At 74.5% G+C, this 25,457-nt stretch carries 28 protein-coding genes; 16 read left to right on the forward strand and 12 right to left on the reverse strand.

Annotated elements, in window-relative coordinates; genetic code table 11:
• Positions 1 to 129 precede the first annotated feature (129 nt).
• Both BMX74_RS28050 and BMX74_RS28055 read right to left on the reverse strand, forming a co-directional pair.
• Positions 130 to 1,092 (reverse strand): hypothetical protein, encoded by a 963-nt coding sequence (locus BMX74_RS28050; protein ID WP_091103702.1) that lies wholly within the window; start codon positions 1,090 to 1,092, stop codon positions 130 to 132.
• Positions 1,089 to 2,111, reverse strand: a complete 1,023-nt coding sequence (locus BMX74_RS28055) for a nucleoside hydrolase (protein ID WP_091103703.1) — start codon at positions 2,109 to 2,111, stop codon at positions 1,089 to 1,091. The genes BMX74_RS28050 and BMX74_RS28055 overlap by 4 nt, the downstream gene beginning before the upstream one ends.
• A 72-nt stretch (positions 2,112 to 2,183) precedes the next feature.
• On the opposite strand from BMX74_RS28055, the gene BMX74_RS28060 reads away from it, so the two are divergent.
• From BMX74_RS28060 to BMX74_RS28090, 7 genes are all read left to right on the forward strand, one after another.
• A complete protein-coding gene (locus tag BMX74_RS28060) occupies positions 2,184 to 2,813 on the forward strand; it encodes a superoxide dismutase family protein (RefSeq protein ID WP_218154083.1) in 630 nt (209 codons plus the stop codon).
• 143 nt (positions 2,814 to 2,956) lie between these two features.
• Positions 2,957 to 3,484 carry an RNA polymerase sigma factor gene (locus BMX74_RS28065; RefSeq protein WP_055504814.1) on the forward strand — a complete coding sequence of 176 codons (528 nt, stop codon included), beginning with the start codon at positions 2,957 to 2,959 and terminating at the stop codon, positions 3,482 to 3,484.
• A complete protein-coding gene (locus tag BMX74_RS28070) occupies positions 3,481 to 4,281 on the forward strand; it encodes an anti-sigma factor family protein (protein ID WP_091103706.1) in 801 nt (266 codons plus the stop codon). The genes BMX74_RS28065 and BMX74_RS28070 overlap by 4 nt, the downstream gene beginning before the upstream one ends.
• Entirely contained in the window at positions 4,278 to 5,120 is an 843-nt protein-coding gene (locus BMX74_RS28075) for an ABC transporter ATP-binding protein (protein WP_055504812.1), read from the forward strand. The genes BMX74_RS28070 and BMX74_RS28075 overlap by 4 nt, the downstream gene beginning before the upstream one ends.
• Positions 5,121 to 5,245: 125 nt before the next feature.
• Complete coding sequence (locus BMX74_RS28080; RefSeq protein WP_143078784.1) at positions 5,246 to 6,013, forward strand: hypothetical protein; 768 nt, start codon at positions 5,246 to 5,248, stop codon at positions 6,011 to 6,013.
• A 41-nt stretch (positions 6,014 to 6,054) separates the two neighbouring features.
• A complete protein-coding gene (locus BMX74_RS28085; protein ID WP_055504810.1) occupies positions 6,055 to 6,522 on the forward strand; it encodes an AAA family ATPase in 468 nt (155 codons plus the stop codon).
• Positions 6,523 to 6,609: 87 nt separating this feature from the next.
• Entirely contained in the window at positions 6,610 to 6,942 is a 333-nt protein-coding gene (locus BMX74_RS28090) for a hypothetical protein (protein ID WP_091103708.1), read from the forward strand.
• Between the two features lie 60 nt (positions 6,943 to 7,002).
• Here BMX74_RS28090 and BMX74_RS28095 read toward each other — a convergent pair whose 3' ends face one another.
• Complete coding sequence (locus BMX74_RS28095) at positions 7,003 to 7,959, reverse strand: GlxA family transcriptional regulator (RefSeq protein ID WP_091103709.1); 957 nt, start codon at positions 7,957 to 7,959, stop codon at positions 7,003 to 7,005.
• 259 nt (positions 7,960 to 8,218) lie between these two features.
• Between BMX74_RS28095 and BMX74_RS28100 the strand changes: the two genes are divergently transcribed.
• From BMX74_RS28100 to BMX74_RS28115, 4 genes are all read left to right on the forward strand, one after another.
• The gene (locus BMX74_RS28100) at positions 8,219 to 8,875 is read left to right on the forward strand and encodes a DJ-1/PfpI family protein (protein WP_055504807.1); all 657 of its coding nucleotides are present in this window, start codon (positions 8,219 to 8,221) and stop codon (positions 8,873 to 8,875) included.
• 127 nt (positions 8,876 to 9,002) lie between these two features.
• The gene (locus BMX74_RS28105; RefSeq protein WP_091103711.1) at positions 9,003 to 9,464 is read left to right on the forward strand and encodes a hypothetical protein; all 462 of its coding nucleotides are present in this window, start codon (positions 9,003 to 9,005) and stop codon (positions 9,462 to 9,464) included.
• A gap of 2 nt (positions 9,465 to 9,466) precedes the next feature.
• Entirely contained in the window at positions 9,467 to 9,751 is a 285-nt protein-coding gene (locus tag BMX74_RS28110) for a DUF3817 domain-containing protein (protein WP_091103797.1), read from the forward strand.
• Between the two features lie 34 nt (positions 9,752 to 9,785).
• On the forward strand, positions 9,786 to 10,223 hold the full coding sequence (locus BMX74_RS28115) for a DUF6010 family protein (protein ID WP_218154084.1): 438 nt from the start codon (positions 9,786 to 9,788) through the stop codon (positions 10,221 to 10,223).
• Here BMX74_RS28115 and BMX74_RS28120 read toward each other — a convergent pair.
• The gene (locus BMX74_RS28120; RefSeq protein WP_082535148.1) at positions 10,207 to 11,115 is read right to left on the reverse strand and encodes a glycerophosphodiester phosphodiesterase; all 909 of its coding nucleotides are present in this window, start codon (positions 11,113 to 11,115) and stop codon (positions 10,207 to 10,209) included. The genes BMX74_RS28115 and BMX74_RS28120 overlap by 17 nt on opposite strands.
• 226 nt (positions 11,116 to 11,341) lie before the next feature.
• Here BMX74_RS28120 and BMX74_RS28125 point away from each other — a divergent pair, with 226 nt between their 5' ends.
• Positions 11,342 to 11,842 (forward strand): hypothetical protein, encoded by a 501-nt coding sequence (locus BMX74_RS28125; RefSeq protein WP_091103713.1) that lies wholly within the window; start codon positions 11,342 to 11,344, stop codon positions 11,840 to 11,842.
• Between the two features lie 13 nt (positions 11,843 to 11,855).
• On the opposite strand, the gene BMX74_RS28130 is transcribed toward BMX74_RS28125, so the two are convergent.
• From BMX74_RS28130 to BMX74_RS28150, 5 genes are read right to left on the reverse strand one after another with little or no spacing between them, the layout of a single operon-like run.
• A complete protein-coding gene (locus BMX74_RS28130) occupies positions 11,856 to 12,509 on the reverse strand; it encodes an ABC transporter ATP-binding protein (protein ID WP_055504804.1) in 654 nt (217 codons plus the stop codon).
• Entirely contained in the window at positions 12,502 to 13,392 is an 891-nt protein-coding gene (locus BMX74_RS28135) for an ABC transporter ATP-binding protein (RefSeq protein ID WP_256257300.1), read from the reverse strand. The genes BMX74_RS28130 and BMX74_RS28135 overlap by 8 nt, the downstream gene beginning before the upstream one ends.
• 52 nt (positions 13,393 to 13,444) lie before the next feature.
• Entirely contained in the window at positions 13,445 to 14,302 is an 858-nt protein-coding gene (locus BMX74_RS28140; protein WP_091103716.1) for an ABC transporter permease, read from the reverse strand.
• A complete protein-coding gene (locus BMX74_RS28145; protein ID WP_256257301.1) occupies positions 14,302 to 15,279 on the reverse strand; it encodes an ABC transporter permease in 978 nt (325 codons plus the stop codon). Before BMX74_RS28145 ends, BMX74_RS28140 begins: the two co-directional genes overlap by 1 nt.
• Entirely contained in the window at positions 15,276 to 16,826 is a 1,551-nt protein-coding gene (locus BMX74_RS28150; RefSeq protein ID WP_055504801.1) for an ABC transporter substrate-binding protein, read from the reverse strand. The genes BMX74_RS28145 and BMX74_RS28150 overlap by 4 nt, the downstream gene beginning before the upstream one ends.
• A 267-nt stretch (positions 16,827 to 17,093) precedes the next feature.
• Between BMX74_RS28150 and BMX74_RS28155 the strand changes: the two genes are divergently transcribed.
• Together BMX74_RS28155 and BMX74_RS28160 are read left to right on the forward strand one after the other, a co-directional pair.
• On the forward strand, positions 17,094 to 17,627 hold the full coding sequence (locus BMX74_RS28155; protein ID WP_055504800.1) for a hypothetical protein: 534 nt from the start codon (positions 17,094 to 17,096) through the stop codon (positions 17,625 to 17,627).
• Positions 17,628 to 17,630: 3 nt separating this feature from the next.
• Positions 17,631 to 18,083 (forward strand): hypothetical protein, encoded by a 453-nt coding sequence (locus BMX74_RS28160; RefSeq protein ID WP_055504799.1) that lies wholly within the window; start codon positions 17,631 to 17,633, stop codon positions 18,081 to 18,083.
• 12 nt (positions 18,084 to 18,095) lie between these two features.
• Here BMX74_RS28160 and BMX74_RS28165 read toward each other — a convergent pair whose 3' ends face one another.
• Positions 18,096 to 20,537 (reverse strand): ABC transporter permease, encoded by a 2,442-nt coding sequence (locus tag BMX74_RS28165; RefSeq protein WP_091103718.1) that lies wholly within the window; start codon positions 20,535 to 20,537, stop codon positions 18,096 to 18,098.
• Positions 20,537 to 21,268, reverse strand: coding sequence for an ABC transporter ATP-binding protein (locus tag BMX74_RS28170; protein ID WP_201784621.1), 732 nt, complete (start codon positions 21,266 to 21,268; stop codon positions 20,537 to 20,539). The genes BMX74_RS28165 and BMX74_RS28170 overlap by 1 nt, the downstream gene beginning before the upstream one ends.
• A gap of 98 nt (positions 21,269 to 21,366) precedes the next feature.
• Here BMX74_RS28170 and BMX74_RS28175 point away from each other — a divergent pair, with 98 nt between their 5' ends.
• Positions 21,367 to 21,975: a response regulator transcription factor gene (locus tag BMX74_RS28175; protein WP_055504797.1), complete on the forward strand. Its 609-nt coding sequence runs from the start codon at positions 21,367 to 21,369 to the stop codon at positions 21,973 to 21,975.
• A gap of 81 nt (positions 21,976 to 22,056) precedes the next feature.
• Here BMX74_RS28175 and BMX74_RS28180 read toward each other — a convergent pair whose 3' ends face one another.
• Positions 22,057 to 24,117, reverse strand: a complete 2,061-nt coding sequence (locus tag BMX74_RS28180; RefSeq protein ID WP_218154085.1) for a sensor histidine kinase — start codon at positions 24,115 to 24,117, stop codon at positions 22,057 to 22,059.
• Positions 24,118 to 24,454: 337 nt separating this feature from the next.
• Between BMX74_RS28180 and BMX74_RS28185 the strand changes: the two genes are divergently transcribed.
• A complete protein-coding gene (locus BMX74_RS28185) occupies positions 24,455 to 25,456 on the forward strand; it encodes a hypothetical protein (RefSeq protein ID WP_091103719.1) in 1,002 nt (333 codons plus the stop codon).
• Position 25,457 lies beyond the last annotated feature (1 nt).

Below are 25,457 nucleotides of genomic sequence, written 5' to 3' on the forward strand. Positions count from 1 at the left end.
GCGAACGGCATGCCGATCGACCTCTTGCGGGGGCATGGCCACCGGGAGGGATCTCTCGTCGTCTCACTGCCTGCGGGGAATTGACCGATCGATCAGGAACATAACCCCGAAACTTCTTTTCATCAATCACTATTGACCTGAAATTTTGCGGCTTTCCGGGGCGACGCGTGGAGCCTGCGCCGGCCCCGTCAGGGCCACCCGCACCGGCAGGACCGCCAGGCCCCACACCAGGGCGGCGCCCCCCCAGACCGGGCCGGGGCTCGCCGGGTGACCGGGGTGGGCGACGGCGAGGACGCCGAAGGCCACCGCCGCGATCCCGCCGGTCGCCGCGGGGACGGGGTGCCCCCAGGCGGCCAGCGCCACCAGCGCGAGCCCGAGGGCCGCCTGCATCGGCCAGTGGTCGAGCCCCATCGTGACGTCCACCGGTTCGCGGCCCTCCACGGCGGCTTCGATCATGTCGGCGGCGTACCAGGTCCAGGGCAGCGCCCCCACCGACCCGAGCACGAGCGGCCGCCACCGCCGCGGGGACGGGTCGGCGGGCAGGCGGCTGAGGACGACGGCGAGCGCCGCCACGGCGCCCACGACGCCCAGCCACGCCGCCGTCGGCGCCGCGCCGAGCACGAGTGCCGCACCGGCCCCGGCGAACGGGACGCTGGCGAGCGCGAGGTGCCAGGTCCGCGACGCACCCGCCCTCGCGCGGCGCGTCCGCGGCGCCCCCGGCCCCGTACGGCCCCGGAGCATCGCGGCGAGCAGCCCCGCGCCGAGCCCCAAGGCCGCGGTGACCACCAGGAACCCCGGCCGGCCCGCGAGCACCCCCGCGACGCCGATCACCGCCCCGACGACGGCCACCTGCCCGAGCGCCACCGCCCAGGCCGCCGGGTCGAGGAAGACGACGAGGAACGGCACGGCCACCAGCAGGGAGAGCACCAGCCCCCAGCCGCCCTCCAGCATCACCCCCTGGGCGAACGCGGGCGACGGCGCGGCCACGGGCACCGCGAGGTCGATCGTCCCGAAACCCGGGAAGACGGCGGCCGCGAGGGCGAAGCAGAGGGCGAGGGCCCGGCCCGGCCACACCGGACGGGACGCGTTCACGAGGCCCGCTTCGCGGTGAGGCGGCTGACGTAGAGGTCCCGGAACGCGTCCGGGTCCACCTCGCCGGGGACGTGGGCGACGGCGGTCCCCCCGACCGCCTTGCCCGTCCTGGCGTCGGCGGAGACCGGACGGTCGCCGGCGTCGGCCACGATCCCGGGCTGGAGGAAGACGGCCACCGCGATCGTGTCCCAGACGGGGACGGTGGAGCCGGGGTCGGCGGCGAAGGCGGGGCCGTGCAGGTCACGCAGCGGCTTGGAGAGCGGCGCCGCGGCGTCCGCGACCACCCGGTCGTGGAGCTCCTTGTCGTACAGGAGCCCCTGGCAGGCGTCGAGCGGGACGACGATCTTCTCCTTGAAGGGCGCGTCGAGCGCGACCTTCGCGGCCCGCGGGTCCCACCACCAGTTGAACTCGGCGTCCCCGGTGACGTTGCCCGGCACGTCGAACGCGCCGCCCATGAACACGACGCCCTTGACGAGAGGCACGATCTCGGGATGCTCCTCGACGGCCCTGGCCAGGTTGGTGGCCGGGCCCAGCGCGAGGATCGTCACCTGGCCAGGATGCCTCTTCACCTGGTCGGCGATGAACTCCGAGGGCGTCACGGCCATGGGCTCGGAGGCGGCGTAGCCGAGGCGCGGCGCCGGGTCCAGGCGGCGGGCGTCGCGGGGGCGCGGGCGGGCCAGCGCCCCGGAGTAGGGGAGGGTGCGGGGGTCCACCCCGCGGTCGCGCGGGTCCGCGGTGGCCCCCTGGACGACCGGCACGTCGGTACGGCCCAGCAACTCCAGGAGCCGCAGCGCGTGGGCGGCTCCCTCCTCCGGCCAGGTGTTGCCGCCGACGGTGGTGATGCCGAGCACCTCGACCTGAGCCGAGCCCAGCAGCATGGCCGTGGCCAGGGCGTCGTCGTTGAGCTCGCCGGGGTCCTCGTCGATGATGACCTTCCCCGAACCCGCCGGCAGGCGCAGCGGGTTGGGGGTCGAGCACGCCGACAGCGCGACCACGAGCAGGATGATGAGCGTTCTCACGTCCGTACTGTCGGGAGACGCGGTGAAAAGGGTTCGATGAACCGCTCACCACACCGGCCGCGACAGAGGGGCATGACATCGTTGAAGAGCATGGCCCGCGCGCTGGTCACAGCGGGCCTGACCCTGTCCGTGACCCTGTCCGTCACCGCCCTGTCCGTCACCGCCCCGTCCGTCACCGCCCCGTCCCTCACGGGCGTGGCCGCGGCCGACTCCCGCCCCGACCAGGGCCACCGGCGTGGCGTCCTCGCTCGCGGGACCTTCGCTCCCCCGGCGACCGCGCGCGACGCCTTCACCTACGACCAGGCCGCCGTGCCCGCGGGGGCGCGGGCGCAGGTCTCGGCGGCCTACCCGGCCAACGGCAGGACGATCGTCACGCTGGTCGTCCACGGCCTGCTCCCGAACCACGCGTACGGCGCGCACGCCCACGTCAACGCCTGCGGCGCCACAGGGGCCGCGGCGGGCGGCCACTTCCAGCGCGTGCCGAGCACGGACCCCGCGGCGGCGAACCCGGAGAACGAGATCTGGCTCGACTTCACCACCGACGAGCACGGCGACGGGGTCGCCCGTGCCGTGCAGGACTGGCGGTTCGGCTCCAGCCGCCCAGGGTCGGTCGTCGTCCACGAGCACCACACCAGCCACGGCGACCCGCCGCCCGCGGGGAGCGCGGGCCCGCGCCTGGCCTGCCTGACGGTTCCCTTCTGACCCGCTTCCGCACGAGATACGGCAAACGCGGACAAATAAGGCATAGCCCCCTATCGTTGGGCCAGCCTGTCGTGAACCATCCACGGCCCGCGGCGCGACAGAGGAACGAACACCTACCGGACACCGACCGTCAGGCAGAGGCGATGGACGACAAGACGGCGTGGAGCGACGCGCGGTTACTGACCGCGGTCGCGGACGGGGACCGGCGCGCCCTGGAGATCGTGTACGGGCGGCACGCGCCGTGGCTCGTCCTGCGGCTGGGTCGCCGCTGCGCCGACCCGGCCGTCGTGGACGAGGCCGTGCAGGACACCTTCGTGGCGGTCTGGCGCACCGCGGGCAAGTGGACAGGCAAGGGCGACCCGGCCGCGTGGATCTGGGGCATCGGCATCCGCCGGCTGCTGGACCTGCTGCGCAGGAGACCCGTCGCCGTGGCCCCGGCCTACGAGCAGGTCATGGTGTCGGCCGAGGAGCAGGTGCTGCTCGGCGTCGAGTACGGCGACCTGGGCAGGGCGCTCGGCGCCCTGTCGCCCGAACTGCGGGCCGTCGTCCAGGCCACCGTGCTCGACGGGCTGACCACCCGGGAGGCCGGCAAGCTGCTCGGCATCCCCACAGGAACCGTCAAGACCCGGATGATGCGCGCCAAAGCCCTGCTGAGGGAGGAACTCGCATGACGTGGCACATGGACGACGGCCTGGCGACCAGGTACGCCGACGGTGATCTCGACGCGACGCTGGCCTCGTCCGTGGAGGCCCACCTGCTGGCCTGCGCGCCGTGCAGGGAACTGCTGACCCCGCGGGTGCCCAGGGCCCGGCTCGACCGGGTGTGGGAGGAGATCGCCGAGGCCGTGGACAGCCCCGTCCCCGGGCCGTTCGAGCGCGCGCTGCGGCTGGTCGGCGTGCGGGAGCACACGGCGCGGCTGCTGGGCGCCGCCTCCTCGCTCCGCCTGTCGTGGATCTCCGCCGGGGCGCTCGCCCTGCTGTTCGCCGTGCTCGCGGCGGGGGAGACGACCAGGTGGGGCCTGGTGGGGTTCCTCGCGCTCGCGCCGATGCTGCCCGTCGCCGGTGTGGGCGTGGCCTACGGGCGCGGCGCGGACCCGGCGTACGAGATCGGGCTGGCGGCGCCGTACCCGGCCGTCAAGGTGATGCTGATGCGCGCGGCCGCGGTGCTGGCCACCTCCGCGCTGCCCGCGCTCGTCATCGGCCTGGCCGTGTTCGGCCGGAGCTGGGCCGTCGCCGCGTGGCTGCTCCCCGCGCTGGCGCTCACCTCCCTGTCCCTCGTCCTGTCCCGATGGTTCGAGCCTGCGCACTGCGCGCTCGCCGTGTCGGCGCTGTGGCTCGCCTGCGTCGCCGGCACGAACCTGGGCGAGCCGAGCCTCGCGATGTTCGGCGCCGCAGGGCAGCTCGCCTCGCTCGCCGTCACCGTCGTGTCGTGCGCGCTGCTCGCGGCGCGCGGGAAGAAGGCCTCATGAGCGTCGTCGTCGAAGGGCTGACGAAGACCTACGGCCGCCGCCACGCCCTGGACGGGCTCTCGTTCACGGCGGGAACCGGCGTGACCGGACTGCTCGGCCCCAACGGCGCGGGCAAGACCACGCTGATCCGCCTGCTGGCGACCGTGCTCGCACCCGACCGCGGGACGATGCGGCTGCTCGGCAGGGACCCCGCGACCGAGCGGCAGGCGATCCGGCGCAGGCTCGGGTACGTGCCGCAGGAGCCCGGCTACCACCGCGGCTTCACCGTGTTCGAGTTCGTCGACTACGTGGCGATACTGAAGGAGATGGCGGACCGCCGCACCAGGCACGACGAGGTGCGCAGGGTGATCGACGAGGTCGGCCTCGCGGACGTCAGCGGCAGGAGGATCCGCGCGCTGTCCGGAGGCATGCGCCGGCGCATCGGCATCGCGCAGGCCCTCCTGGGCGACCCCGAGCTGGTGCTCCTCGACGAACCCACCGCCGGGCTCGACTCCGAGCAGCGCCTGCGGTTCCGCGACCTGATCGCCCGGGCCGGCGAGGGCCGCACGGTGATCCTCTCCACCCACCAGATCGAGGACGTCGCCGCGCTGTGCGCGAAAGTCGTCGTGCTCAAGGACGGCGGCAGCGTGTTCGAGGGGACCCCGAAGGAGCTGCGCGGCCTCGCCGAGGGCCGGACCTGGGTCGGCGGGCGGAAGGAGGGGCCGCTCTGCCGGCACACCGGCGAAGGGGTCTTCAGGACCCTCGGCGACCCGCCTCCCGGCGCCCGGCCGGCCGAACCCACCGTCGAGGACGGCTACCTGCTGCTGCTCCACGAGGCCGCACCGGCGGCGACCCGATGACCGGCCCGACGCCCGGCGGGGCGACCAGCGGGGCTGCCGGCGGGGCGACCGACGGGTTCACGGGGGCCTCGACGGCTGTGGAACGGCTCGCCCACGGCGGGTCCCGCTCCGGTGTCCTGACGGCGATGGTGATCAGCGAAGCGGGGCGGCTGCTGCGCCATCCGCTCCACCTGCTGGGCGCGGCCTTGTGGGCGCTGGCGGTCGCCCCGGACGCCTGGGACGGCCCCCGGCCCGCGTTCAGCGCGCTGACCGCGCCGATGACGCTGTTCTGGGGCGTGCCCGTCTTCTTCGCGGCCGCCCTGGTCACCTCCGCCGCGCGCCGCGCCGGCGCCGAGGAGCTGCTGGGCGTCCTGCCCCGCGGGCGGGCCGACCGCACCGCCGCGCTGTGCCTGGCCGCGTCCGGCCCGTTCGCCGCCGGCGCCGCCGCGCAGGCCCTCCTGTCCGCCCTGTACGTCGCCACCGGCAACGAGCTGGAACGGTTTCCGACGGTCGCGGAGCTCGCGTGCGGGCCGCTCGCCCTGCTCGGCGCCGGCCTGCTCGGGATCGCGGTGGCCCGATGGGCGCCCGTGCCGGGAGCGCCGGCGCTGGCAGCGGTCGTCCTGACCAGCTTCAACCTCGTCGTGAACGCCGCCGGGTCCGGCGACGGGGCCGGCCCCTACTACCTGCTGGGCTTCTACGCCGACTTCGCGGTCTGGGGCCCCGCCCCCTCCCTGGCCGCCGCCGGGTTCAACCTCGGCTCGACCGGCTGGCACGCGGCGTACCTGCTCGGCCTGTGCGCGGGCGCGGGCGCGCTCGCGATGCTCGCCGACTCCCCCCGGCGCCTGCCCTGGCTGGCCGTCGGAGCCGCGGCGTCGCTGGCCACGCTCCTCACGGGAACCTGGCAACTCCCCTGACGGCTCGGGGTTGACGTAACGTCGGCGGTCGAGGTGATGACATGGCGAAGGTACTGATCACCGGGATGTCCGGGACGGGCAAGTCCACCGCGCTGCGGATGCTGGGCTCACGCGGCCACCGGGTGGTGGACACCGACTACGGCCACTGGAGCCACTGGGTCACCCTGCCGGACGGGTCCCCTGACTGGGTGTGGCGCGAGGACGCCATGACCGACCTGCTCACCGGCCACCGCGAAGGCCACCTGTTCGTGGCCGGCTGCAAGAGCAACCAGGGGAGGTTCTACCGGTGGTTCGACCACGTCGTGCTGTTCAGCGCGCCGGCGGAGGTGCTGCTGTCCCGCGTCGTGGCGCGTACGGACAACCCGTACGGCAAGCGGCCGGAGGAGCAGACGGACATCCTGGAGAACCTCCGCCTCGTCGAACCCCTGCTCCGCGCCACCGCCACCCTGGAGATCGACACCCGCGCCCCCCTCGACCAGATCATCCACCACCTGGAGAGCCTCGCCTGAACGCGAACCGCGGCCTGCGGACCCTGGCCCGGCGCCCGGCGCCTCGGTATCCTCCTGGCGCAGGAGCACCGCCGCCGAAGGGCTGTGATGGGTCTGCCGAGACTGCTCAGCAGGTGGTACTGGCGCGTCGACTCGTACCTCGGCGGCGACGCGCCGCCCGGCGCGGGGCAGCGGTTCTCCGCGGCTCATCCCGTATGGCTCGGGCTCATCGTGTCCGCCGCCTCCGCCGGCCTGTTCGGCGTCGTCAGCCTGGTCAGGATCGCCGCCACCGGTTCCCCCGCGCCGTCGCCGAGCCTGGTGATCGTCTGGCTCGCCGGGAGCGCGGCCGTGGGGCTGCTCTTCACCGCAGTGGGCCACCTCGAACGCCGCCGTCAGCAGCACTACGGGCACTACCCGCCCGGCGACGGCGGCGCCCCGTGACGGCGCACCACTGCCGCACCTGGCACGGCCGGTTGGCCGGCCCTCCCCTGCGGTGAGGGGTCATCCGGCTGAGGCGTTGCTCCTGAAGGAGGAGCGGTAGGTCTGCGGCGTGACGCCGACCACGCGCTTGAACCGTTCGCGGAAGGCGGTGGGCGAGCCGAACCCGGCCTGCGCGGCGATGCGCTCGACGCCGTGGTCGGTGGTCTCCAGCAGGAACTGGGCGCGGCGTACGCGGGCGCGCAGCAGCCACTGCAGCGGCGTGGTGCCGGTCTGCTCGCGGAAGCGGCGGCTGAAGGTGCGCTCGCTCAGCCCGCAGCGCGCGGCCATGTCGGGCAGCGTCACCTCGCGGGCGAGGTTGTCCTCGATCCACGACAGCACCGGCTCCAGCAGCGAGCCGCGCGGCACCGGCGGCTGGGCGTGCACGATGAACTGCGCCTGCCCGCCCTCCCGCTCCAATGGCATCACCAGCAGCCGGGCGGAGTCGGCGGCGACCGCCGAGCCGAAGTCGCGCCTGATCATGTGCAGGCACAGGTCGAGGCCGGCCGCGGCGCCGGCCGAGGTCAGGATCTGGCCGTTGTCGACGTACAGCACGTCGGGCCGCACGTCGACCAGCGGGAACCGCTCGGCCAGCAGACCGGCGGCGATCCAGTGCGTGGTCGCGCGCAGGCCGTCGAGCAGCCCCGCCGCGGCGAGCGTGAACGCGCCGACGCAGATCGAGGCGATCCTGGTGCCGGAGGCGGCCGCCTCGCGCAGGGCGTCCAGCACCTCGCCGCCGGGCGGCGGGGCCTGCTCCGAGCAGCCCGGCACCATGATCGTGTCGGCCTCGCGCAGCGCCTCCAGGCCGTACGGCGCGATGATCCTGAACGCCTCGCCGGCCACCTGCGGCGTCGCCGCGCAGACCCGGACGCGGTACGGACGCCGCCCGTCGGCCAGCCTGACACGCCCGAACACCTCGATCGGGGTCGCCAGGTCGGCCGCCACCACATGGTCCAGAGCCAGGACCGCCACCGTGTGCACGAGCCAACGGTAGACGAGAACGCGCCAACTGGAAACAGGCAGGTGGGAGCGCTGGTGCGCGCGGATCTGGCTGGTCGGCGGCGATGGCGGGAATCCGTTGGAAATTGTCGATCCAGCCCATGGGGCTCCGGCGGACGCCCGCTCTAGCCTTGCGCTGCGCAACGAAAGGCCTGCCGGACGGGAGGCCTGCCCGACGCAAGGGCTGCCCGGCGGAAGGGCTGCCCCATCGAAGGGCTGTGCGACGAAAGGAGCGCTACCGATGCACGCGCACGTGGTCCTGTTCGACGGTTTCGACCCACTGGACGCCATCGCACCGTACGAGGTCCTGCAGGCCGCGGGCCTGGCCACCGGCGGAGCGGTGAGTGCCGAGCTGGTCACCGCGGAGGGCGCCCGCGAGGTCCCCAGCGGGACGCCGCCCCTGACGCTACGCGCCACCGGCCTGCTCGATCCCGCCCGCGCGGACGTCGTCATCGTCCCGGGCGCCGCCGGCACCCTGCCGAGCGAGGACGGGGAGGAGCGGGAGGACAGCATCCCCGCGATCCTCGCCCGCACGCTGGGGACCGGCCTGCCCGGCCTGCTCAAGGAGGCCCTGGAGCGCGAGGACACGCTGGTGGCCACGGTGTGCGGCGGCTCCGCGATCCTCGCCATGGCGGGCCTGATCGTGGGCCGGCCCGCCACCACCCACCACCAGGGCATGGAGCTCCTGTCCGCCGGCGGCGCCCGGCCGGTGGCGGCCCGGGTGGTCGACGACGGCGACCTCGTCACCGGCGCCGGCGTCACCTCCGGCCTCGACCTCGCCCTGTACCTGCTGGAACGCGAGGTCGGGCCGCGGGTCGCGCACGCCGTCGAGACCCTCTTCGCCCACGAGCGGCGCGGCGTCGTCTGGTCGGATCGGGGCCCCGCCCCCGCCTTCTGACCGAGCCCGTCCCCGCCTTCTGACCGAGCCCGGCCCTCTGACCGAGCCCGTCCACGTCCCCTTCCATGAGAGAGACCATGTCCGCTGCCGAAGCCGTCCGGAACCCGCCGCCCTCCGGAGCCCGCAGGTGACGAAGTTCCTCCTGTCCGTTCACGTCCTGGCCGCCATCGTGGCCGTCGGCCCCGTGACGGTGGCCGCCAGCATGTTCCCCGCGGCGGTGCGCCGCGCGCACGCGGCCGGGGCGGACCCCGCCTCCGTCGCCGATGTCCGGCTCCTGCACCGGGTCTGCCGGGTCTACTCCGTCGTCGGGCTGGCCGTGCCGGTCTTCGGCTTCGCCACCGCCAGCAGCCTGCGCGTCCTCGGCGACGCGTGGCTGATCGTCTCGATCGTGCTCACCGCGGCGGCGGCCGGCGTGCTGGCGCTGCTCGTCCTCCCCGCGCAGGAGCGTCTGCTCGCCGGGCTCGACGGGGCCTCCACGTCCCGGGACGCCACGGCCCGCCTGGCCATGCTGACCGGCGTCTTCAACCTGCTGTGGGCCGTCGTGACCGTCCTGATGATCGTCCGGCCCGGCTCCACCACGGGGGTGTGAACGTGAGTGCTGCCAGAAGGCCCCTGCGCATCGCCGCCGCGGCCGAACTCGCCTCGCTCGTCGTCCTGCTGGGCAACCTCGTCACCGTGCACCTGCCCGAGATCTCCTCGCTCGCGGGGCCGGTCCACGGATGCGCGTACCTGTTCACCGTCGTCGCCGCCGCCCGCGACCCGCGGCGCACCTTCGCGTCCACCGCCCTGGCCTGGCTGCCGGGCATCGGCGGGCTGCTGGCCCTGCGGAGCCTGGACCGGGCGGCGCGGCGGGACGAGCAGGTCCCCGCCGGCTGAAGTACCCCTCACTCAGAACGGAACCCCACACCCCATGTCCACCATCATGCCGATCATCATGCCGGTCATCATCGGGCTGATCGCCGTCACCCTCGTCTCCCTGATCCCCGAGCCCCACCGGCGCCGGGTCAACGCCGTGCTGGTGGCCGGCGCGGGCGCCGCCTACCTGAGCGGTGGCGGGCTCGGGTACTGGGAGTTCGTGCTGCCGGTCGCCATGACGTACGTCGCCTACCGGGGGCTGGAGAGCTGGTCCTGGATCGGGGTCGGCTGGCTGCTCCACACCGCCTGGGACGTCATCCACCACCTCAAGGGCAGCCCCATCCTCCCCTTCGCGGAGCACTCGTCCTTCGGCTGCGCCATCTGCGACCCGGTGATCGCCCTGTGGTGCTTCGCCGGCGGCCCCCCGATCATCGAGCGCGTACGTGCCCTGTTCGCCCGCCGCACCGAGGCCCCCGCTAATCCGGTCCCTTGACGGCCTGGAGGCGGTCGGGCTTGTTCGTCATGATGCCGTCCACGCCGTACGAGAGGAGGCGGCGGATGAGCGCGGGCTTGTTCGCCGTCCACGTGTAGACGCTCATGCCCTGGTCGTGGACCTCCTGGACGTACTGCGCGGTCAGGCCGGCGTGCGGCGTGGTGATGCGGCCGGCGTAGCGGGCCAGCTCGGGCAGCTGGCCGACGGCGGGCTTGCCGAGCAGCGCTACCGGGACGTCCGGCACCATCAGGTGCAGGGCCCGCATCGACGGCCAGTCGAACGCCATCATGGTGAGCCGCCCGTCCTGCCACCAGAAGCGGGTGTCCTGCAGCTCGGCGGCCACGCGCCGGTCGATGCCCTGGCCGGGCACCGAGTGCTTGACCTCCAGCAGCAGCCTGGTCGTGCCGTCTTCGAGCTGGCGCAGGCCCTCGGCGAGCGTCGGCACCCTCTCGCCGCGGAAGCGCGAGGAGAACCAGGAGCCGGCGTCCAGCCGCCGGATCTCGGCGAGCGTGAAGTCGGCCACGTTCCAGGGGGACCGTCCCGGGAAAACCTCCTCGACGTTCGTGGTGCGGGCCAGGGTGGGGTCGTGGATCAGGACGAGCTGGTTGTCCTTGGTCTGCTGGATGTCGAACTCGCACACGTCGGCTCCCTGCGCGCGGGCGAGGGCGCAGGCGGCGAGGGTGTTCTCTGGCGCGTACGCCGCGCCGCCCCGGTGCGCGATGGTGTCGACCTGCGGCGGCGCGGCGGACACGGCCTGCGTCGTCGACGTGGGGGACGGAGTCGCGGCCTGCGTCCTGAACGTGAGGGACGCGATCGTGGCCTGCGTCACGAACGTGGCGGCGGCGACGGCCGCGCCGAGGACGAGGCCGACGAGGCTGAGCCGTCGGTACATCTGCCCTCCCCGGGTCCGGCCCACCGCTGCACCCAAACCCCGACAGATATGCCCTATGTCGAGTTACATCGGAAATGCCCACTACTCCCGACAATGCGATGCTTCCTCCGGCGCGTCGCCGAAACCGGCACCCAATCTTTGCCCTGCCGGAAGCCCACCTTGGCTCCCCGCGGCAGCGACCCGAAACGGCCGGGCACGCCGCGTCGGGCGCGGACATACTGCTGACATGCGACTCCCCCGAGAGCTACGCGGGCGTCTCGCCGAGATCCGCGGAGACCTCCTGCACGGACGGCTCACCGGATCCGTCACGGACGCGGGCTGGCTGGCCTGCGACCTGATCGCAGCGGGAGTCGACACCCCCACCCTGCTGGAGCTGGCCGGACACACCCTCTCGGTCGGCACGCTGCGGGAGGTCGAGCCCCTCGTACGCCGGATGCTGTCCGAATGCGGCATGCCGCCGATCGACACCTGTCAGGAGCCGTGGGCCGTCGCGCTCGACGTCGCGCAGGCCGTGCACGACGGCACGCTGCCCGTCTCCGCGGGGGCGGACCTGCTGATCGTGCGGCTGATGCCGGAGTGCGGCCATCCGCCCGAGATCATGGAGTTCATGCTCCTGATCGACGATTGGGAGGCCCTGCGGGGCGTGCCGCCGACCGGCGAGGAGCTCCGGAGCCTGGCCGGAAGGATCGCGGATGTGGCGCGGGCGCACCTGCCGGGGCGTCCGTGACGGGGACGGCCGGTCAGGTGCGCGGGCTTTCTTCTGGTTGGTTCAGGGTGTGGACGGTGCCTGTTGACCAGCGGTCGAGGAGTTCGGTGTCGTGGCTGATGGCGAGCACGCCGGCGCCGGTGCTCGCCCGGTAGTCCTCGATGCGGGCGACGAGGTGGGCCTGGGTGGAGGCGTCCAGCATGGTGGTCATCTCGTCGCAGATGAGGTAGCGCGGTTCGAGCGCGAGCGCTCGGGCCACGCAGGCGCGCTGGAGCTGCCCGTCCGACACCTCGTGGGGACGGCGGGTGAACAGCTCGGGCGTGAGCCCGAGCTCGGCGGCCAGGCGGTGGGCGCGCTCCAGCGGGCGGCGGGTGGCGCGCAGCGGTTCGGCGATGACGTCGAACAGGGTGAAGCGGGGATCCACGGCCAGACGCGGCTGCTGGAAGACCAGGCCGATCGAGGTGCGGTGCGGGGCCCGGTGCCGCCAGCGGCTCACCGGCCGCCCGTCGAGGGTGACGGCGCCGCCGGAGGGCCGCAGCAGCAGGGCGAGCACCCGGGCCAGCGTGGACTTGCCGCATCCGCTCGGCCCGGCCAGCCCGAGGACCTCGCCGGGGCGCACGCTCACCGACACCCGGTCGAGCACGGTGCGGCGGCCGTAGGACAGCGTGACGTCGACGGCTTCAAGCATGGTGGCAGGCCACTCCGTTCAGCGGCGGGAGCTCTTCGCATCGGGACGTGGCGCGGGAGCAGCGGGGCAGGAAGGCGCAGCCGTCCGGCAGGCAGGTCAGCTCGGGCGGGTCGCCGGGGATCGGGGTGAAGGCGCGTGACGGCAGCGCGTCCAGCAGGCCCTGCGCGTACGGGTGCCGGGGCCGGGCGAAGAACGTGCGCGCCTCGGCCAGTTCCACGACGCGGCCGGCGTACATGACGGCGACGTCGTCGGCGACCTGCTCGGCGGCCCGCAGGTCGTGCGTGATGATCAGCACCGCCCGCCCCTCGTCGCAGAGCCGCCGCAGCTCCGCCATGGTGGACTCGACCAGGGGACGGTCCAGGCCGGTGGTGGGCTCGTCGGCGATGACGAGCGGCGGGTCGCCGGCGAGGGCGAGCGCGTTCGCGACCCGCTGCGCCATGCCCCCGGACAGCTGGTGCGGATAGCGGTCCAGGTCGTCGGGCCGCAGGCCGGCGCGGCGGGCGAGCGCGTCGGGACTCTGGCCGCCGCCGAGCTCGCGCAGCGTCTCGGCGAGCTGGGCGCGGGCGGTGCGTACGGGGGTCAGGTGGGCGGCGGGGCTCTGCGGGATCAGCCCGACGCGCCGCCCGCGCACCTGCCCGGCGAGCACCCGTTCAGGGGCGGCGACCAGGTCGAGCGAGCCCAGCCAGGCGTGCCCGGTGACGACGGCGTTGCCGGGCAGCAGGCCGAGCAGCGCGTGCGCCATCACGGACTTGCCGCACCCCGATTCGCCGACCAGCGCCAGGCAGCGGCCTTCGCGCAGCTCGAAAGCGGCGTCGGTGACGGCGTGCACGACCGCGCCGGGAAGGTGGAAGCGGACCGACAGGCCCTCCACGCGCAACGTCACAGGGAGCACTCCGATCCACGCGGCCTCACCGCGCACTCCTGGCCGCGCGGCTTCACAGGGCGAGCTCCGATCTCCAGCGCGGGTTGGCGCGGTCGCGGACGTGCTGGGCGAGCGCGGAGATCGCCAGCGTGGGCAGCAGGATGAGCAGCCCGGGGAAGAGGCTGGACCACCAGTCGCCCGCCAGCAGGGAGCGCTGCCCGTCGTTGATCATGTTGCCGAGCGAGGCCAGGTGGGCGGGCAGGCCGAGCCCGAGGAAGCTGAGCGCGGTCTCGTGCCAGATCGCGTGCGGGATCATCAGCACGGTCGCGAGCAGCAGCTGCGGCGCCAGGTTGGGCAGGAGGTGCCGCCGGACGATCCGCGCCCTGCTCGATCCGCCGAGGATCGCGGCGTCGACGAACGGCCGTCCGCGTAGTGTCAGCACCTCCGAGCGGACGATCCTGGCGGCGGTCGTCCAGTGGGTGACCGCGACGGACGCCACGACCGCGCCCGCGCTGGGTGAGAACAACGCCACGACGAAGACGCCGAACAGCAGGTGCGGCAGCGCGTTGAAGCCGTCCACGACGCGCATGAGCAGCCGGTCCGCGACGCCTCCCGCGATGCCGGCGACCAGTCCGACGAGGCCGCCGACCACCGCGCTCACCAGCGCCGCGACCAGGCCGACCAGCAGCGACACGCGCAGCCCGTACACGGAGCGGAGCAGGACGTCCCTGCCGACCTCGTCCGTGCCGAACGGGTGGGCGGGCGACGGGGGCAGCCCGGCGGCGCCCAGGTCCACGAGCTGCTGGTCGAGCCGGGTGACCAGCGGCACGACGACGACGGCGGCGACCAGCACGGCGAGGGTGGTTGTGGCGAGGCGCGCCCGCCGGGGCCGCGGACGTGCGGGGCCGCCCCGCCGCGTCACGGCCGCCATCAGCTCACCCCCAGGACGCGTACCCGGGGGTCGGCCACCGTGTACGCCAGGTCGGCCAGCAGGTTGCCCAGCACGACCGCGACGGTGGCGAGCAGGGTGAGGGCGGCCAGCAGCGGGAAGTCCACGGCGAGCGCCGCCTTGACCGTGGTCCCGGCCACGCCCGGCCAGGAGAACACGGCCTCCACCAGGATCGCCCCGGTCACCAGCTCGGGGACGCGGGCCCCCATGATCGTGATGAACGGCAGCAGGGCCGCGCGCAGCGCGTGGCGCACCAGCACCGTCCTCTCCCGCAGGCCGCGGGCCCGCGCGCCGGTGACGAAGTCCTCACGCAGCACTCCGATGACCGACTCCCGGACGAACAGCAGCAGCCACGACGACTGGGAGAAGGCGAGCACGGCCACCGGCAGCACCAGGTGGCGCAGCAGGTCGGGCAGGGTGACGGCGGTGGCGGCGGCGTCGGTCAGCCCGCCTGCGGGCAGCCACCCGAGCTTCACGGCGAACACCCAGATCACCAGCAGGCCGACCCAGAACACGGGGGCCGCCTCGTTGGCGAAGGCGGTGCCGCTGACCAGCCGGTCCAGCCACGAGTCGCGCCGCCAGGCGGCCAGCGTGCCGAGGACGAGGCCGGCGGCGAGCATGAGCGCCAGCGCGCACCCGACGACGAGGAGGGTCCAGCCCAGCCGCTCGCCGATCACCTGCGCCACGGGCAGGCGCAGCGACCGCGACTCGCCCAGGTCGCCGCGCAGCAGGTGGCCGAGCCAGATCGCGTACTGCTCCGACAACGGACGGTCGAGGCCCCAGTTCGCCCTGATCTCGGCCATGACCTGCGGGCTGGTGGTCGTCGCCCGGTCGCCCAGGTACTGCCGTACCGGGTCGAAGGGGGACGCCTTGGCCAGCGCGAACATCCCGAACGTCACCGCCAGCAGCAGGGGCACGGCGAAGGCCAGCCGCCAGGCGACGATCCTGACCCAGGTCACGGGGCGGGCTTCCAGTTCGCGACCGTGCCGAACAGGCCGCCCGTCGCGTGCTCGTGCGGTTCGACGCCCACGGTCAGCCCGCTCCAGTCGCCGCGCACGACGTAGGTGTGCTTGAGGTAGACGAGGTACAGCCAGACGGCGTCGTCGCTGATGCGCTGCTGGAACTCGTCGTACGCCCTCTTGCGCGCGGCCGGGTCGGACGTCTCGCGCCCGGTCTCCAGCGCCCGGTCCACCTCGGGGTCGCGGTACCGGCCCGGGTTGAGGAAGCCCTGGCCCGCGAACGAGGAGTGGAACAGCTCGTAGTTGAGGTAGTCGGGGTCGAACGGGGTGCCGTAGCCCATCATGAGGGCGTCCTCGCCCATGCGCGGCTCGATGGCGTCCCAGTCGAGGCCGGCCAGCCGGATGTCGATGCCGACCCGTTTGGCGTCGGAGGCGACCGCGAGCGCGAGCTCCTTGCGCAGCGAGTCGCCCGCCGGGTACATGAGCGTGAACCTCGCCGGGGTGCCGTCCTTGGCCCTGACGCCGTCGGCGCCCGCCTTCCACCCGGCCTCCTCCAGGAGCCGGACGGCCGCGTCCCTGTCGGGCGTGCCCGGCCCGGCCACGGCCGGGTTGTGCCAGGGGGTGCCGGGCGCGACGGGCCCGTACGCGGGGGTGCCCGCGCCGGCGAGGATCGCCGTCACCATGGCGGCGCGGTCGACGGCCAGGCTCAGCGCCCTCCGGATGGCGAGGTCGCCGGTCACGGGACGGCCGAGCGGGAACATGACGCCCCGGTAGTCGGCGGTGGGCGCCTCGTGGACCGTCGTCCCCTGCTGGTTCCTGAACCTGGCGACCGCCTTGGGCGGCAGCTCGGCCGCGGTGAACTCGCCCGCCGCCATGCGGGTGGCGCGCGCGTTGTCGTCGGCCGTGTAGGCGAGGACCACCTTCTTGACCGCGGGCGCCCCGCCCCAGTACCGGTCGTTGGCCCGCAACGTGATCTTGTCGCCCTTGGTCCAGGACACGAAGGCGTACGGGCCGGTGCCGACCGGGGCGGCGGACCCGGACGTCAGGCCGGACCCGGCGGGGACGATCCCGAGGGTGGCGCGCTGCAGGATCGGCGCGTACGGGTACTTGAGCCGGAAGACGACGGTCCTGGCGTCGGGCGCGTCCACCCGGTCGATCGCCGCGTAGTCGCCGCGGATCGGCGAGTTGTTGGCCGCCTTCAGCACCTGCGTGTACGTGTAGGCGACGTCGGCGCCGGTCAGCGGCCTGCCGTCGTGGAAGGTGACGCCCTGGCGGAGCTTGAACGTCACCTCGGTCCCCTCGACGTCGGGCAGCGCCTCGGCGAGCGCGGGCTGCAGGTCGAGGGCCGGGGTGCGGCGCACCAGGCCGTCGTACAGCAGGGAGCCGCCGTCGGCCGCGTACCCGAGCACCGGGTCGAGGGTGTCGGGCTCGGAGCCGAGCCCGAGCACCACGGTCTCCTCCGCCTTCGCGGGGGACCCGGTCCCCGAGGGGGCCGAGCAGCCGGCCAGCACCACGACCATCGCCCCTGCCAGGGCTCGTCCACGCATCACCCAGCGACCTTAAAGCAAGTAACTCGCTATTGCCAATAGCTTGCAATTAACCAGACTCTCCGGTTTCGCCCAAGCCAGTTGCAAGATCGGCCCAAGCGGGTTGCAGGTGAGGCCAGGGATGATCCCGCCAAGTGCTGCACATCGTCCCGGGGAGGACGGCGACGGCAGGAAGCGTGTGCGCCGGCCGGAGCCAGGCAACGACGACTGCCCCGGCCTCCCCGCGGCGTGCCGGGCAGCGTCGTCGCAAGCAACACGAGGTGAGAAATGGCCACGCCGACGATCAGCGCAACCACCCTCAACGGGCGCCATCACAGGACCGCGCTCGCGATCTTCATGGTCATCGTGGTCGCCCACTGGGCCGAGCACCTGGTGCAGGCCATGCAGGTCTACGTCTGGGGCTGGCCGCTGAGCGAGGCTCGGGGCGTGCTCGGCATGCCGTTCCCGTGGCTCGTGACCTCGGAGTGGATGCACTACGGATACGCGCTGCTCATGCTCGTGGGCCTCGTCCTGCTGCGCAAGGGCTTCACCGGCAGGTCGCGCACCTGGTGGAACATCTCCCTGGGCATCCAGGTGTGGCACCACCTGGAGCACCTGCTGCTGCTCCTGCAGAAGCTCAGCGGCGTGTACCTGATGGGCCGCCCGGCGCCGACGAGCATCCTGCAGCTGGTCGCGCCCAGGATGGAGCTGCACCTGTTCTACAACGCCGTCGTCTTCGCGCCGATGGTGGTGGCGATGCTGCTCCACCGCCGTCCCGCCGAGCAGACGGGGGCCACCTGCTCCTGCGCGGTCGCGCACTAGGTCATGACGCGCACGGAAGGGCGTTCGAAGGGGTTCAGCGTGGCGCTGGCCGTCGCGGGGCTGTTGCTGCTGTTCATGTCCGTCCCCGAGCTCGGCCCCACCATACGGGCCGCGCGCGCCGACGGCGTGAGCGGTGTGTTCACGGCCACGCAGCTGCGGTGCGTCCAGCACCCGGGCCACGAGTCCTGCGTCTGGGCCGGGGACTTCGCCTCCGCCGACGGCCGCGTCCTCCGGCACGGCGTCGAGCTGTACGGCAGCGACCGCGGCACCCTCGCCGTCGGGCGCACCACCCGGGCCGTGGACACGGGGCGGGAGACCCGCGTCTACGGCCCCGACGGCTCAGGAGAGTGGATCTTCACCACGGTGCTCGCGCTGGCCGGGCTGACCGTGGTGATCGCGGCGGCCAGGCGCATGCGACGGCCACGTGACCGAGGCCCGGGGCACCCGCCCCGCTGAGACCCGCCCGCTTCAGGCGCGGGCGCCGAGCGCCTCGACCGGGCGGGCCCGCAGGACGACGCGGGCGGGCAGCAGCGTCGCCGCCAGCGCCAGCGCCGCCGCCGACCCGACCACGGCCAGGTAGGCGGGCAGCGGCACGTACGGCAGGGCGGAGCCGGTCATGCCCCGGCTGAAGGCGGCCAGCGTGACCAGCGAGACCGCCGTGCCGGTGACCGCCGAGACCAGCACCGCCGCCAGCGTCTCCAGGCGGAGCATCCACAGCACCTGCCTGCGGGTGGTGCCGACGAGACGGAGCAGGGCCAGCTCGCGCGAGCGGTCGGAGGTGGCCATGGCGAGCGTGTTGACCGCGGCGATCGCGGTGAACGCGATGATCAGCCCCATCGCGACGAGGTTGACGTCGGCGTTCGGCGCGCTCGCCGCCGTCGCCTCGACCCGGTCGAGCACGGCGACGCCGGGCACGGCCCGTTCCAGCTCCGCCCGCCCGAGCGTGGGCGCCGAGACGAGGACGGTCGAGGTGGGGTCGTCCACGTGCGGACGCACCAGCTCGTACGGGAGGAGGAGGTCGCCGAGGCCGAGCCCGCGCTCGTAGACGGCGGACACGCGCAGCGCGGCGGCGGCGCCGTCGCCCAGGGCGAGCCGCAGCGGGGAGCCCACCGTCACGCCCAGCCGGGAGGCGGCCGTCCCGCTGACGGCCACCGAGCCCGCGCCGAAGCCGTCCAGCGACCCGGACACGACACCGGGGTCGAGCGTCGCGAGGAGCCCCGGCGACGTCACCGCCTGCGCGGGGAACCTCTCCAGCCCGACGCGCACGGACGTGCGCAGCACCTCGGTGACGGCCTCCACACCGGGCACCCGGCGCACGGCGTCGGCGGCGGCGCGGGAGACCTGCGAGGCGAGGACGTGGTCGGCGCGGGCGCTCGCCGCCGCCTGCTCCTGGGCGGCGTCCCCCATCGTGGTCTGCGCGAACAGGATGGTGCAGGTCATCGCGGTCATCAGGCTGAGCGGCGTGATCACGGACGCCAGGCGGCGGGAGCCGGCGCGCAGGTTCGCGGCGGCGAGGTGCCCGGCCACCCGGGAGGCGCGCAGCGCCTTCGCGAGCAGCGCGACGGCGGCGCCGGCCAGCGCCGGGGCGAGCAGGGCGACGGCGACCGTCCAGACGAGCGCGGTCAGCATGGTGACAGGTCCGGAGGCCGCCTCGCTCGTCAGCCCCGACAGCACCAGCGTGAGCGCCACACCGCCCGCCGCGCACGCCGCGCCGGCGAGCGCCCGGCCCAGCGGCAGGCGCGCGACCGGCAGCGCCGCCTCGCCCAGCGCCTCCACGGGCCTGATCCGCGCGGTACGGCGCGCGGAGATCCGGGCGGCGGCCCAGGCCGCCGCGACGGTCGCCGCCGGCGCGGCGAGCGCGGGGAACGGGCTGACGACGAGCCGGAGGTTCTCCGGCATCGCGCCCAGCGCGACGAACGCCGACCGCAGCCAGAACCCGAGCCCGACGCCCAGCGCGGAACCGAGCGCGCCCGCGACGGCGCCGACGAGGAGCGCCTCGCCGGAGAGCATCCCGCGCACCTGCGCGGGCGTGGCGGCGACGGCCCGCAGCAGGGCGATCTCCCGCTGCCGCTGCTGGGCGGAGAGCGCGAACGTGCCGACCACGACGAGGATCGCGACAAGCAGGGAGGTGCCGCCGAGCGCGCCGCCCAGGCTGACCAGCTTCAGCCGCGCCTGTTCCGCGTCGGGGAACTCGACCGCGCCGCGCTCGTCACCGGTGTACGCCACCGCGCCACCGGCCAGGGCGAGCGTGAGATCGGGAGCCGGCCCGCCGGCTCGGGGGAAGACGCCGATCGCGCTCACCAGGCCGGGCCGCCCGGCCAGCCGCCTGGCCTCGCCGGTGGCGAAGAACAACGTCCCCTGGCTCGGCAGGGCCTCGGCGGTGACGCCGACCACGCGGTAGGTCCGGCGTCCCGCGGGTGTCTCGACGTCCACCCGCGCGCCCGCGGCCAGGCCCGCGCCGGCGTCGGCCACCAGCTCGTCGCCGGCGCGCGGCGCGCGGCCGGAGCGCAGGGTGAACGGGGTCAGCCCCGCCGACTCCCAGCCGTGCCCCCGGAACGCCCGGCCCCCCGCCACCGCGGGGAACGTCACCTCCGTGACCACCCGCCCGACCCCGGGGACCGCCGCGAGCCGCCCGGCCAGCGAGGACGGCACCCACCGGCGGTCCGTCAGCGCCTTGGCCTTGACCTTGGACTCGCCGTCGCCCTTGTCCACCGTCTCGCGGACGTACCGGTCGCCCGCCACCAGGACGGGGGCGGCGGCGTACCGTTCGGGCGCGGCGCCGCCGCGCAGCCCGGTCTCCAGCAGCATGCCGCAGCCGCAGACCAGGGCCGACGCGCACAGCAGGGCGACGAAGGCCCCCGCGAACGCGGCCCTGCGGTGCCGCAGCGTCCTCAGCGCGAAGAGGACCATCACACCCACGCTCCCAGCCTGGTCATGCGCTCGGCGACGCGGTCGGCGGTGGGGGCCGTCATCGCGTCCACGACGCGGCCGTCGGCCAGGTACAGCACGGTGTCGGCGTACGACGCGGCCAGCGGGTCGTGGGTGACCATCACCACGGTCTGCCCCATGCCGTCCACGATCTCCCGCAGCAGGGTCAGCACGTCCCGCGCGGTCATCGTGTCCAGCGCGCCCGTGGGCTCGTCGCCGAAGACCACCTCCGGCCTGGTCACGAGCGCCCTGGCGATCGCCACCCGCTGCTGCTGGCCGCCCGACAGCTGCGCGGGCAGGTGCCCGGTCCGCCCGTCGAGACCCACGCGGGAGACCACCTCGCCGAGCCACGCCTGGTCCACGCGGGCGCCCGCGAGCCGCAGCGGCAGGACGACGTTCTCGACCACCGTCAGCGACGGCACCAGGTTGAACGCCTGGAACACGAAGCCGACGCGCTGCCTGCGCAGCTCCGTCAGCCGGGTCTCGTCCATGCCGGTCAGCTCCGTCCCGCCGAGCCGCACCGAGCCGGACGACGGCACGTCCAGCCCGGCCGCGCAGTGCAGGAACGTGCTCTTGCCCGAGCCCGACGGACCCATCACCGCCGTGAAGCTGCCGCGCGGGATCGCCACGCTCACCTCGCGCAGGGCCGCCACCGCGCCCTGCCCCCTGCCGTACACCTTGCTCACCGCGTCCAAGCGCACCACGTCTGTCACCCGTCCAAGCCTGCTGACCTGGGCGGTCCCCGGCCAGGGACGTGGTCATCGATGGGCCGTGACATCCTCACGATCCGGACACTGGTAGACATGTCACCGTGATCCGTCTGCTGCTGGCCGAGGACCAGCACGTCGTCAGAGGCGCGCTCGCGGCCCTGCTCTCCCTGGAGGAGGACCTCGACGTCGTCGCCGCCGTCGAGTCCGGCGACGCCGTCGTGCCCGCGGCCGTACGGCACCGGCCCGACGTCGCGGTGCTCGACATCGACATGCCGGGCACGTTGGACGGCCTCGCCGCGGCGGCCGAGCTGCGCACCCGGCTGCCCGGCTGCCGGACGCTCATGCTCACCGGCTACGGCAGGCCCGGCCACCTGCGCAGGGCGCTCGGCGCGGGCGTGGACGGGTTCCTGCTGAAGACCGCGCCGCCCGACGAGCTGGTGGCCGCGATCAGGACGGTGGCGGGCGGCGGGCGCGTCCTCGACCCCTCGCTGGCCGTGGCGGCGTGGGACCTGGCCGACAACCCGCTGACCGCCCGCGAGGCGGACGTGCTGCGGCTGGTCGCCGATGGCGTGGACGTCACCGAGATCGCGGGGCGGCTGTTCCTGAGCGCGGGCACCGTGCGCAACTACCTCACGACGATCGTCGCCAAGCTCAACGCGCGCAACCGGGTGGACGCCGTCCGCGTCGCCCGTGACGCCGGCTGGATCTGACCACCCGGCCTTCACGCGCCGAGCGCGGACGGCGGCTCGTCACGCGGGCACGGCGGCTCCTCACGTCGGCACCGCGGCTCGTCACGCGGGCACGGCGGCGGGGACGCGGGCCTCCAGCTCGAAGCGGTCGCCCGCGCGGGCGACGGCGAGGCTGCCGTCGAGCACGGCCAGCCGGGTCGTCAGGTTGCCGATCCCGGCCGACCCCCTGCGCCCCTCGCCTCCCCGTACGCCGTCGTTGCTCACCCGCAGCCGGGTCTCGCCGTCCTCCGACACCGTGGTGATCAGGCAGCGGCGGGCGGCGCTGTGCCTGAGCACGTTCGTCACGGCCTCGCGCAGCACCGCGCTCAGCACCGTCTCCGCCTCGGCGGGCACCGGGTCGTGGCCCAGTTCGACCCTGACCTCGATCCCGGCGGCGGCCAGGACGGACCGCGCGGACTCCGCCTCGGCGGTCAGCGACATCTCGTGCCGCTCCCCCGAGACGGACCGCATATCGATCTCGGCGCGCTCCACCATGGCGAGGACGTCCTCGATCTCGGCGCGGGCCCGCTCCTGCGGGAGCCGCCTGGCCAGCTCGCACTTCAGCAGGATCGCCGCCATGCTGTGGCCGAGCAGGTCGTGCAGGTCGCGGGCGGCCCGCAGGCGTTCCTCGACGACCGCCGACCTGGCCAGCTCCTGCTGCACCTCCTGGAGCTCCTTGGCGAGCTGGGCGAGCCGGAGGAGGCCGTACATGACCAGGCCCGTCACCACCGTGCTCACGGTGAGGTTGACCGCCGTGCCCGGCGGCGTGCCGAGGACGACGGCGACCACGGCGACGCTCCCCGTCACGAGCCCCGCCAGCGGCCAGGCGACCGCCTGGGGGAAGGCCAGCAGCACCGGCCCGGCGAGGAAGCCCGCGACGCCCAGCCACACGCCGCCGAAGAAGAGGATCGGCACGTACGTGAGCACCGCCATCAGCGCCAGCGACCGCATGTGCCTGCCGGACACCGACCGGAGCTGCATGAAGACGATCAGCGCGAGGCACGCGGCGGCCGGCGGCAGCAGGGGCGCGGGGAGCTGGAGCAGCGCCTTGACGCTGAATCCGACGAGGACGGCGGCCAGCAGGGCGAACGCCAGCGCGGAGGAGCGCGGGTCCTCCCGCGCGGGCGGTGCGGCGGGGCCGGGTCCCGGCAGCGTGACGGTCACGGTGTGGCGCCCCTCGGGCGACAGCCCGGTGGTGAGCGTGCCTCCCGCCTCCGCGACCCGGCGGGGCAGGTCGCCCAGGCTCTCGTCCTCCGCGGTGCGCGTGCCGTCGTGGACCATCAGGAGCCGCACCGTGCCGTCCGGCTCGCTCTCCGTCTCGACGGCGCAGCTCGTGGCGGTGGCGCGGCGGACGACCTCGGTCACCGTCGCCCTGAGCACGGCGGCGAGCAGCGCGCCGGCCGGGCCGAGCGGTTCGTCGTGCCTGGCCCGCACCCGCGCCGCCACTCCGGCCGACGACAGCATGGCGCGGGCGGTGGCGAGCTCGGGGCTCAACGACATGGCGCGGTACTCGGCGGCGGCGGCACGCGCGTCGGCCAGAGCGCGGCGCGCCGTGCCCAGGACCTCGCCGATGACCTCGGCCGTACGGTCCGGCTCGGCCAGCGCGATCCTGCCGCCCGCGCCGATGCCGGCCAGACCTCGTCCGAGCCCGTCGCCCAGCTCGGCCGCGATGCGCAGCCGCTCCTCGGTCACGGCGGCCGCGGCCAGCGCCAGACGCGCCGCGTGGAGCTGCTCCACCCGTTCCGCGAGCCGGGTCAGGCCGTAGATCACCAGGGCGATCAGCACCATCGTGATGGCGGCGTCCGCCGTGGCGGGCGGCTCGCCGTACCGGAGCCAGGCGATCGCCGTGGCCGCGACGGCGACGGCGGGAGCGAGCGGCGGGTACGGCATCGGCGACAGCAGCAGGGACCCGGCCAGGAAGCCGAGCATCCCGACGGACGCGCCGTCGCCCAGCACGCCCCACAGGCCCGCGATCGCCTGCGCGGCGAGCAGGGCGGGCCCGCGCAGCCGCCGCAGGGCGGGAAGCACGTGGACGAGCTGGAGCGCGAACACCGCCACGGCGGCCGGCGCCCCCGCCACGAGGTACACGCTCGCGAACCCGGCGAGGGCCACGACGGCGATCACCCGTGCCAGGCGCGGCGCCCGCGACTCCGGCCGCGTCCAGGCCCGAACGCCTGCCCGCACCCGTGAAAGAACCCGCGTCCGAGCCCCTGCCTGCACTACCCCTGACAGAACCCGCGTCCAAGCCCCTGACCGGACCCGCGGCCGAATCTGCGGCACCTCACCCCCCGGAAAACCCGGAGGAAGAGCCTAGATGAGCCGATGAAACGCGAGAAGTCGAGGGTGATGTCCGGTTCGTGATGAGGTCATGCCGCACTCATGACAATCTCTCTGGTTCGCGTCGCCGCAGCCCAGCAGGGTGGTGACCCGTCGATGAAGCCGATCGCAAGGAGCGCGTGACATGGTGGCCCTGCTGGAGGAACGCGGGCAGGCGCCCGCACGGACGCGGCGTGGCGGGATCACGGCGGGCTGGCACGGCCCGCTCACCCACTGCGCCGCCGTCATGGCGGTGCTCGCCCTGGCCGGAGGCGTCGGCCTCCTGGTCGACCCCCGGACCGTGCTGGGCGAGAGCGTGTGGCTGAAGCCGGTGAAGTTCGCCCTCTCCTTCTCCCTGTACGCCGGCACGCTGGCCTGGATGATGAGCCGGGTGCGCCGCCTGCGGCGGTCGCTGTGGTGGCTGGGCACCGTCACCGTGGCCGGTTTCGTCGTCCCGGAGTTCTCGGCCATCGCGTTCCAGGCGGCACGCGGCGTCCGCAGCCACTTCAACCTCTCGACCACGCTGGACGGGACGGTCTACATGGTCATGGGCGGCGCCGCCTACCTCGGCTGGCTGCTGACGCTCGCGATGGGAGTCCTGCTGACGTTCCAGCGCCGCGTGGACCGGGTGATGGCCTGGGCCGTCCCGCTCGGTGTGGCCGTCTCGCTGGCGGGCATGTCCGTCGGCTACCTCATGACCGCGCCCACCCCGGACCAGGCTCGCGCCATGGCCGGTGGCCTGCACCTGGTGACGGTCGGCGCCCACAGCGTGGGCGGGCCCGACGGCGGCGCCGGCATGCCCCTCACCGGCTGGGCGACCGGGGCGGGCGACCTGCGCGTGGCCCACTTCGTCGGGCTGCACGCCCTGCAGGCGCTCCCGCTGCTCGCGATCGGCCTGCGCCTGCTGGCGCGCCGCTTCTCCGTCCTCGCGCAGACGGCGGTACGCGTCCGCCTGGTGGTCGTCGGCGCGTGCGGCTACGCCGGGCTGACGGGCCTGCTGGTGTGGCAGGCGCGGCGCGGCCTGCCCCTCGTCGCCCCCGACGCCGCCACCTGGGGCGCGGCGGCGGCTCTCGCCGCGCTCCTGGCGATGGCCGCGGCCGCGGTCCTCGCGGCGGGACGGCGCGCGGGGCGGGACACCACGTCCTGAC

Source organism: Nonomuraea pusilla (assembly GCF_900109355.1).
GTDB classification, from domain to species: Bacteria; Actinomycetota; Actinomycetes; order Streptosporangiales; family Streptosporangiaceae; genus Nonomuraea; species Nonomuraea pusilla.

Bases quoted from the DNA above. Each gene is read 5' to 3' on its own strand.
- BMX74_RS28085 (WP_055504810.1), top strand. From the start codon at position 6,055: ATGGCGAAGGTACTGATCACCGGGATGTCCGGGACGGGCAAGTCCACC.
- BMX74_RS28115 (WP_218154084.1), top strand. From the start codon at position 9,786: ATGTCCACCATCATGCCGATCATCATGCCGGTCATCATCGGGCTGATC.
- BMX74_RS28075 (WP_055504812.1), top strand. From the start codon at position 4,278: ATGAGCGTCGTCGTCGAAGGGCTGACGAAGACCTACGGCCGCCGCCAC.
- BMX74_RS28155 (WP_055504800.1), top strand. From the start codon at position 17,094: ATGGCCACGCCGACGATCAGCGCAACCACCCTCAACGGGCGCCATCAC.
- BMX74_RS28165 (WP_091103718.1), bottom strand. From the start codon at position 20,537: ATGGTCCTCTTCGCGCTGAGGACGCTGCGGCACCGCAGGGCCGCGTTC.
- BMX74_RS28140 (WP_091103716.1), bottom strand. From the start codon at position 14,302: ATGGCGGCCGTGACGCGGCGGGGCGGCCCCGCACGTCCGCGGCCCCGG.
- BMX74_RS28100 (WP_055504807.1), top strand. From the start codon at position 8,219: ATGCACGCGCACGTGGTCCTGTTCGACGGTTTCGACCCACTGGACGCC.
- BMX74_RS28060 (WP_218154083.1), top strand. From the start codon at position 2,184: ATGACATCGTTGAAGAGCATGGCCCGCGCGCTGGTCACAGCGGGCCTG.
- BMX74_RS28070 (WP_091103706.1), top strand. From the start codon at position 3,481: ATGACGTGGCACATGGACGACGGCCTGGCGACCAGGTACGCCGACGGT.
- BMX74_RS28185 (WP_091103719.1), top strand. From the start codon at position 24,455: ATGGTGGCCCTGCTGGAGGAACGCGGGCAGGCGCCCGCACGGACGCGG.
- BMX74_RS28080 (WP_143078784.1), top strand. From the start codon at position 5,246: ATGGTGATCAGCGAAGCGGGGCGGCTGCTGCGCCATCCGCTCCACCTG.
- BMX74_RS28130 (WP_055504804.1), bottom strand. From the start codon at position 12,509: ATGCTTGAAGCCGTCGACGTCACGCTGTCCTACGGCCGCCGCACCGTG.
- BMX74_RS28125 (WP_091103713.1), top strand. From the start codon at position 11,342: ATGCGACTCCCCCGAGAGCTACGCGGGCGTCTCGCCGAGATCCGCGGA.
- BMX74_RS28160 (WP_055504799.1), top strand. From the start codon at position 17,631: ATGACGCGCACGGAAGGGCGTTCGAAGGGGTTCAGCGTGGCGCTGGCC.
- BMX74_RS28065 (WP_055504814.1), top strand. From the start codon at position 2,957: ATGGACGACAAGACGGCGTGGAGCGACGCGCGGTTACTGACCGCGGTC.
- BMX74_RS28150 (WP_055504801.1), bottom strand. From the start codon at position 16,826: ATGCGTGGACGAGCCCTGGCAGGGGCGATGGTCGTGGTGCTGGCCGGC.
- BMX74_RS28120 (WP_082535148.1), bottom strand. From the start codon at position 11,115: ATGTACCGACGGCTCAGCCTCGTCGGCCTCGTCCTCGGCGCGGCCGTC.
- BMX74_RS28090 (WP_091103708.1), top strand. From the start codon at position 6,610: ATGGGTCTGCCGAGACTGCTCAGCAGGTGGTACTGGCGCGTCGACTCG.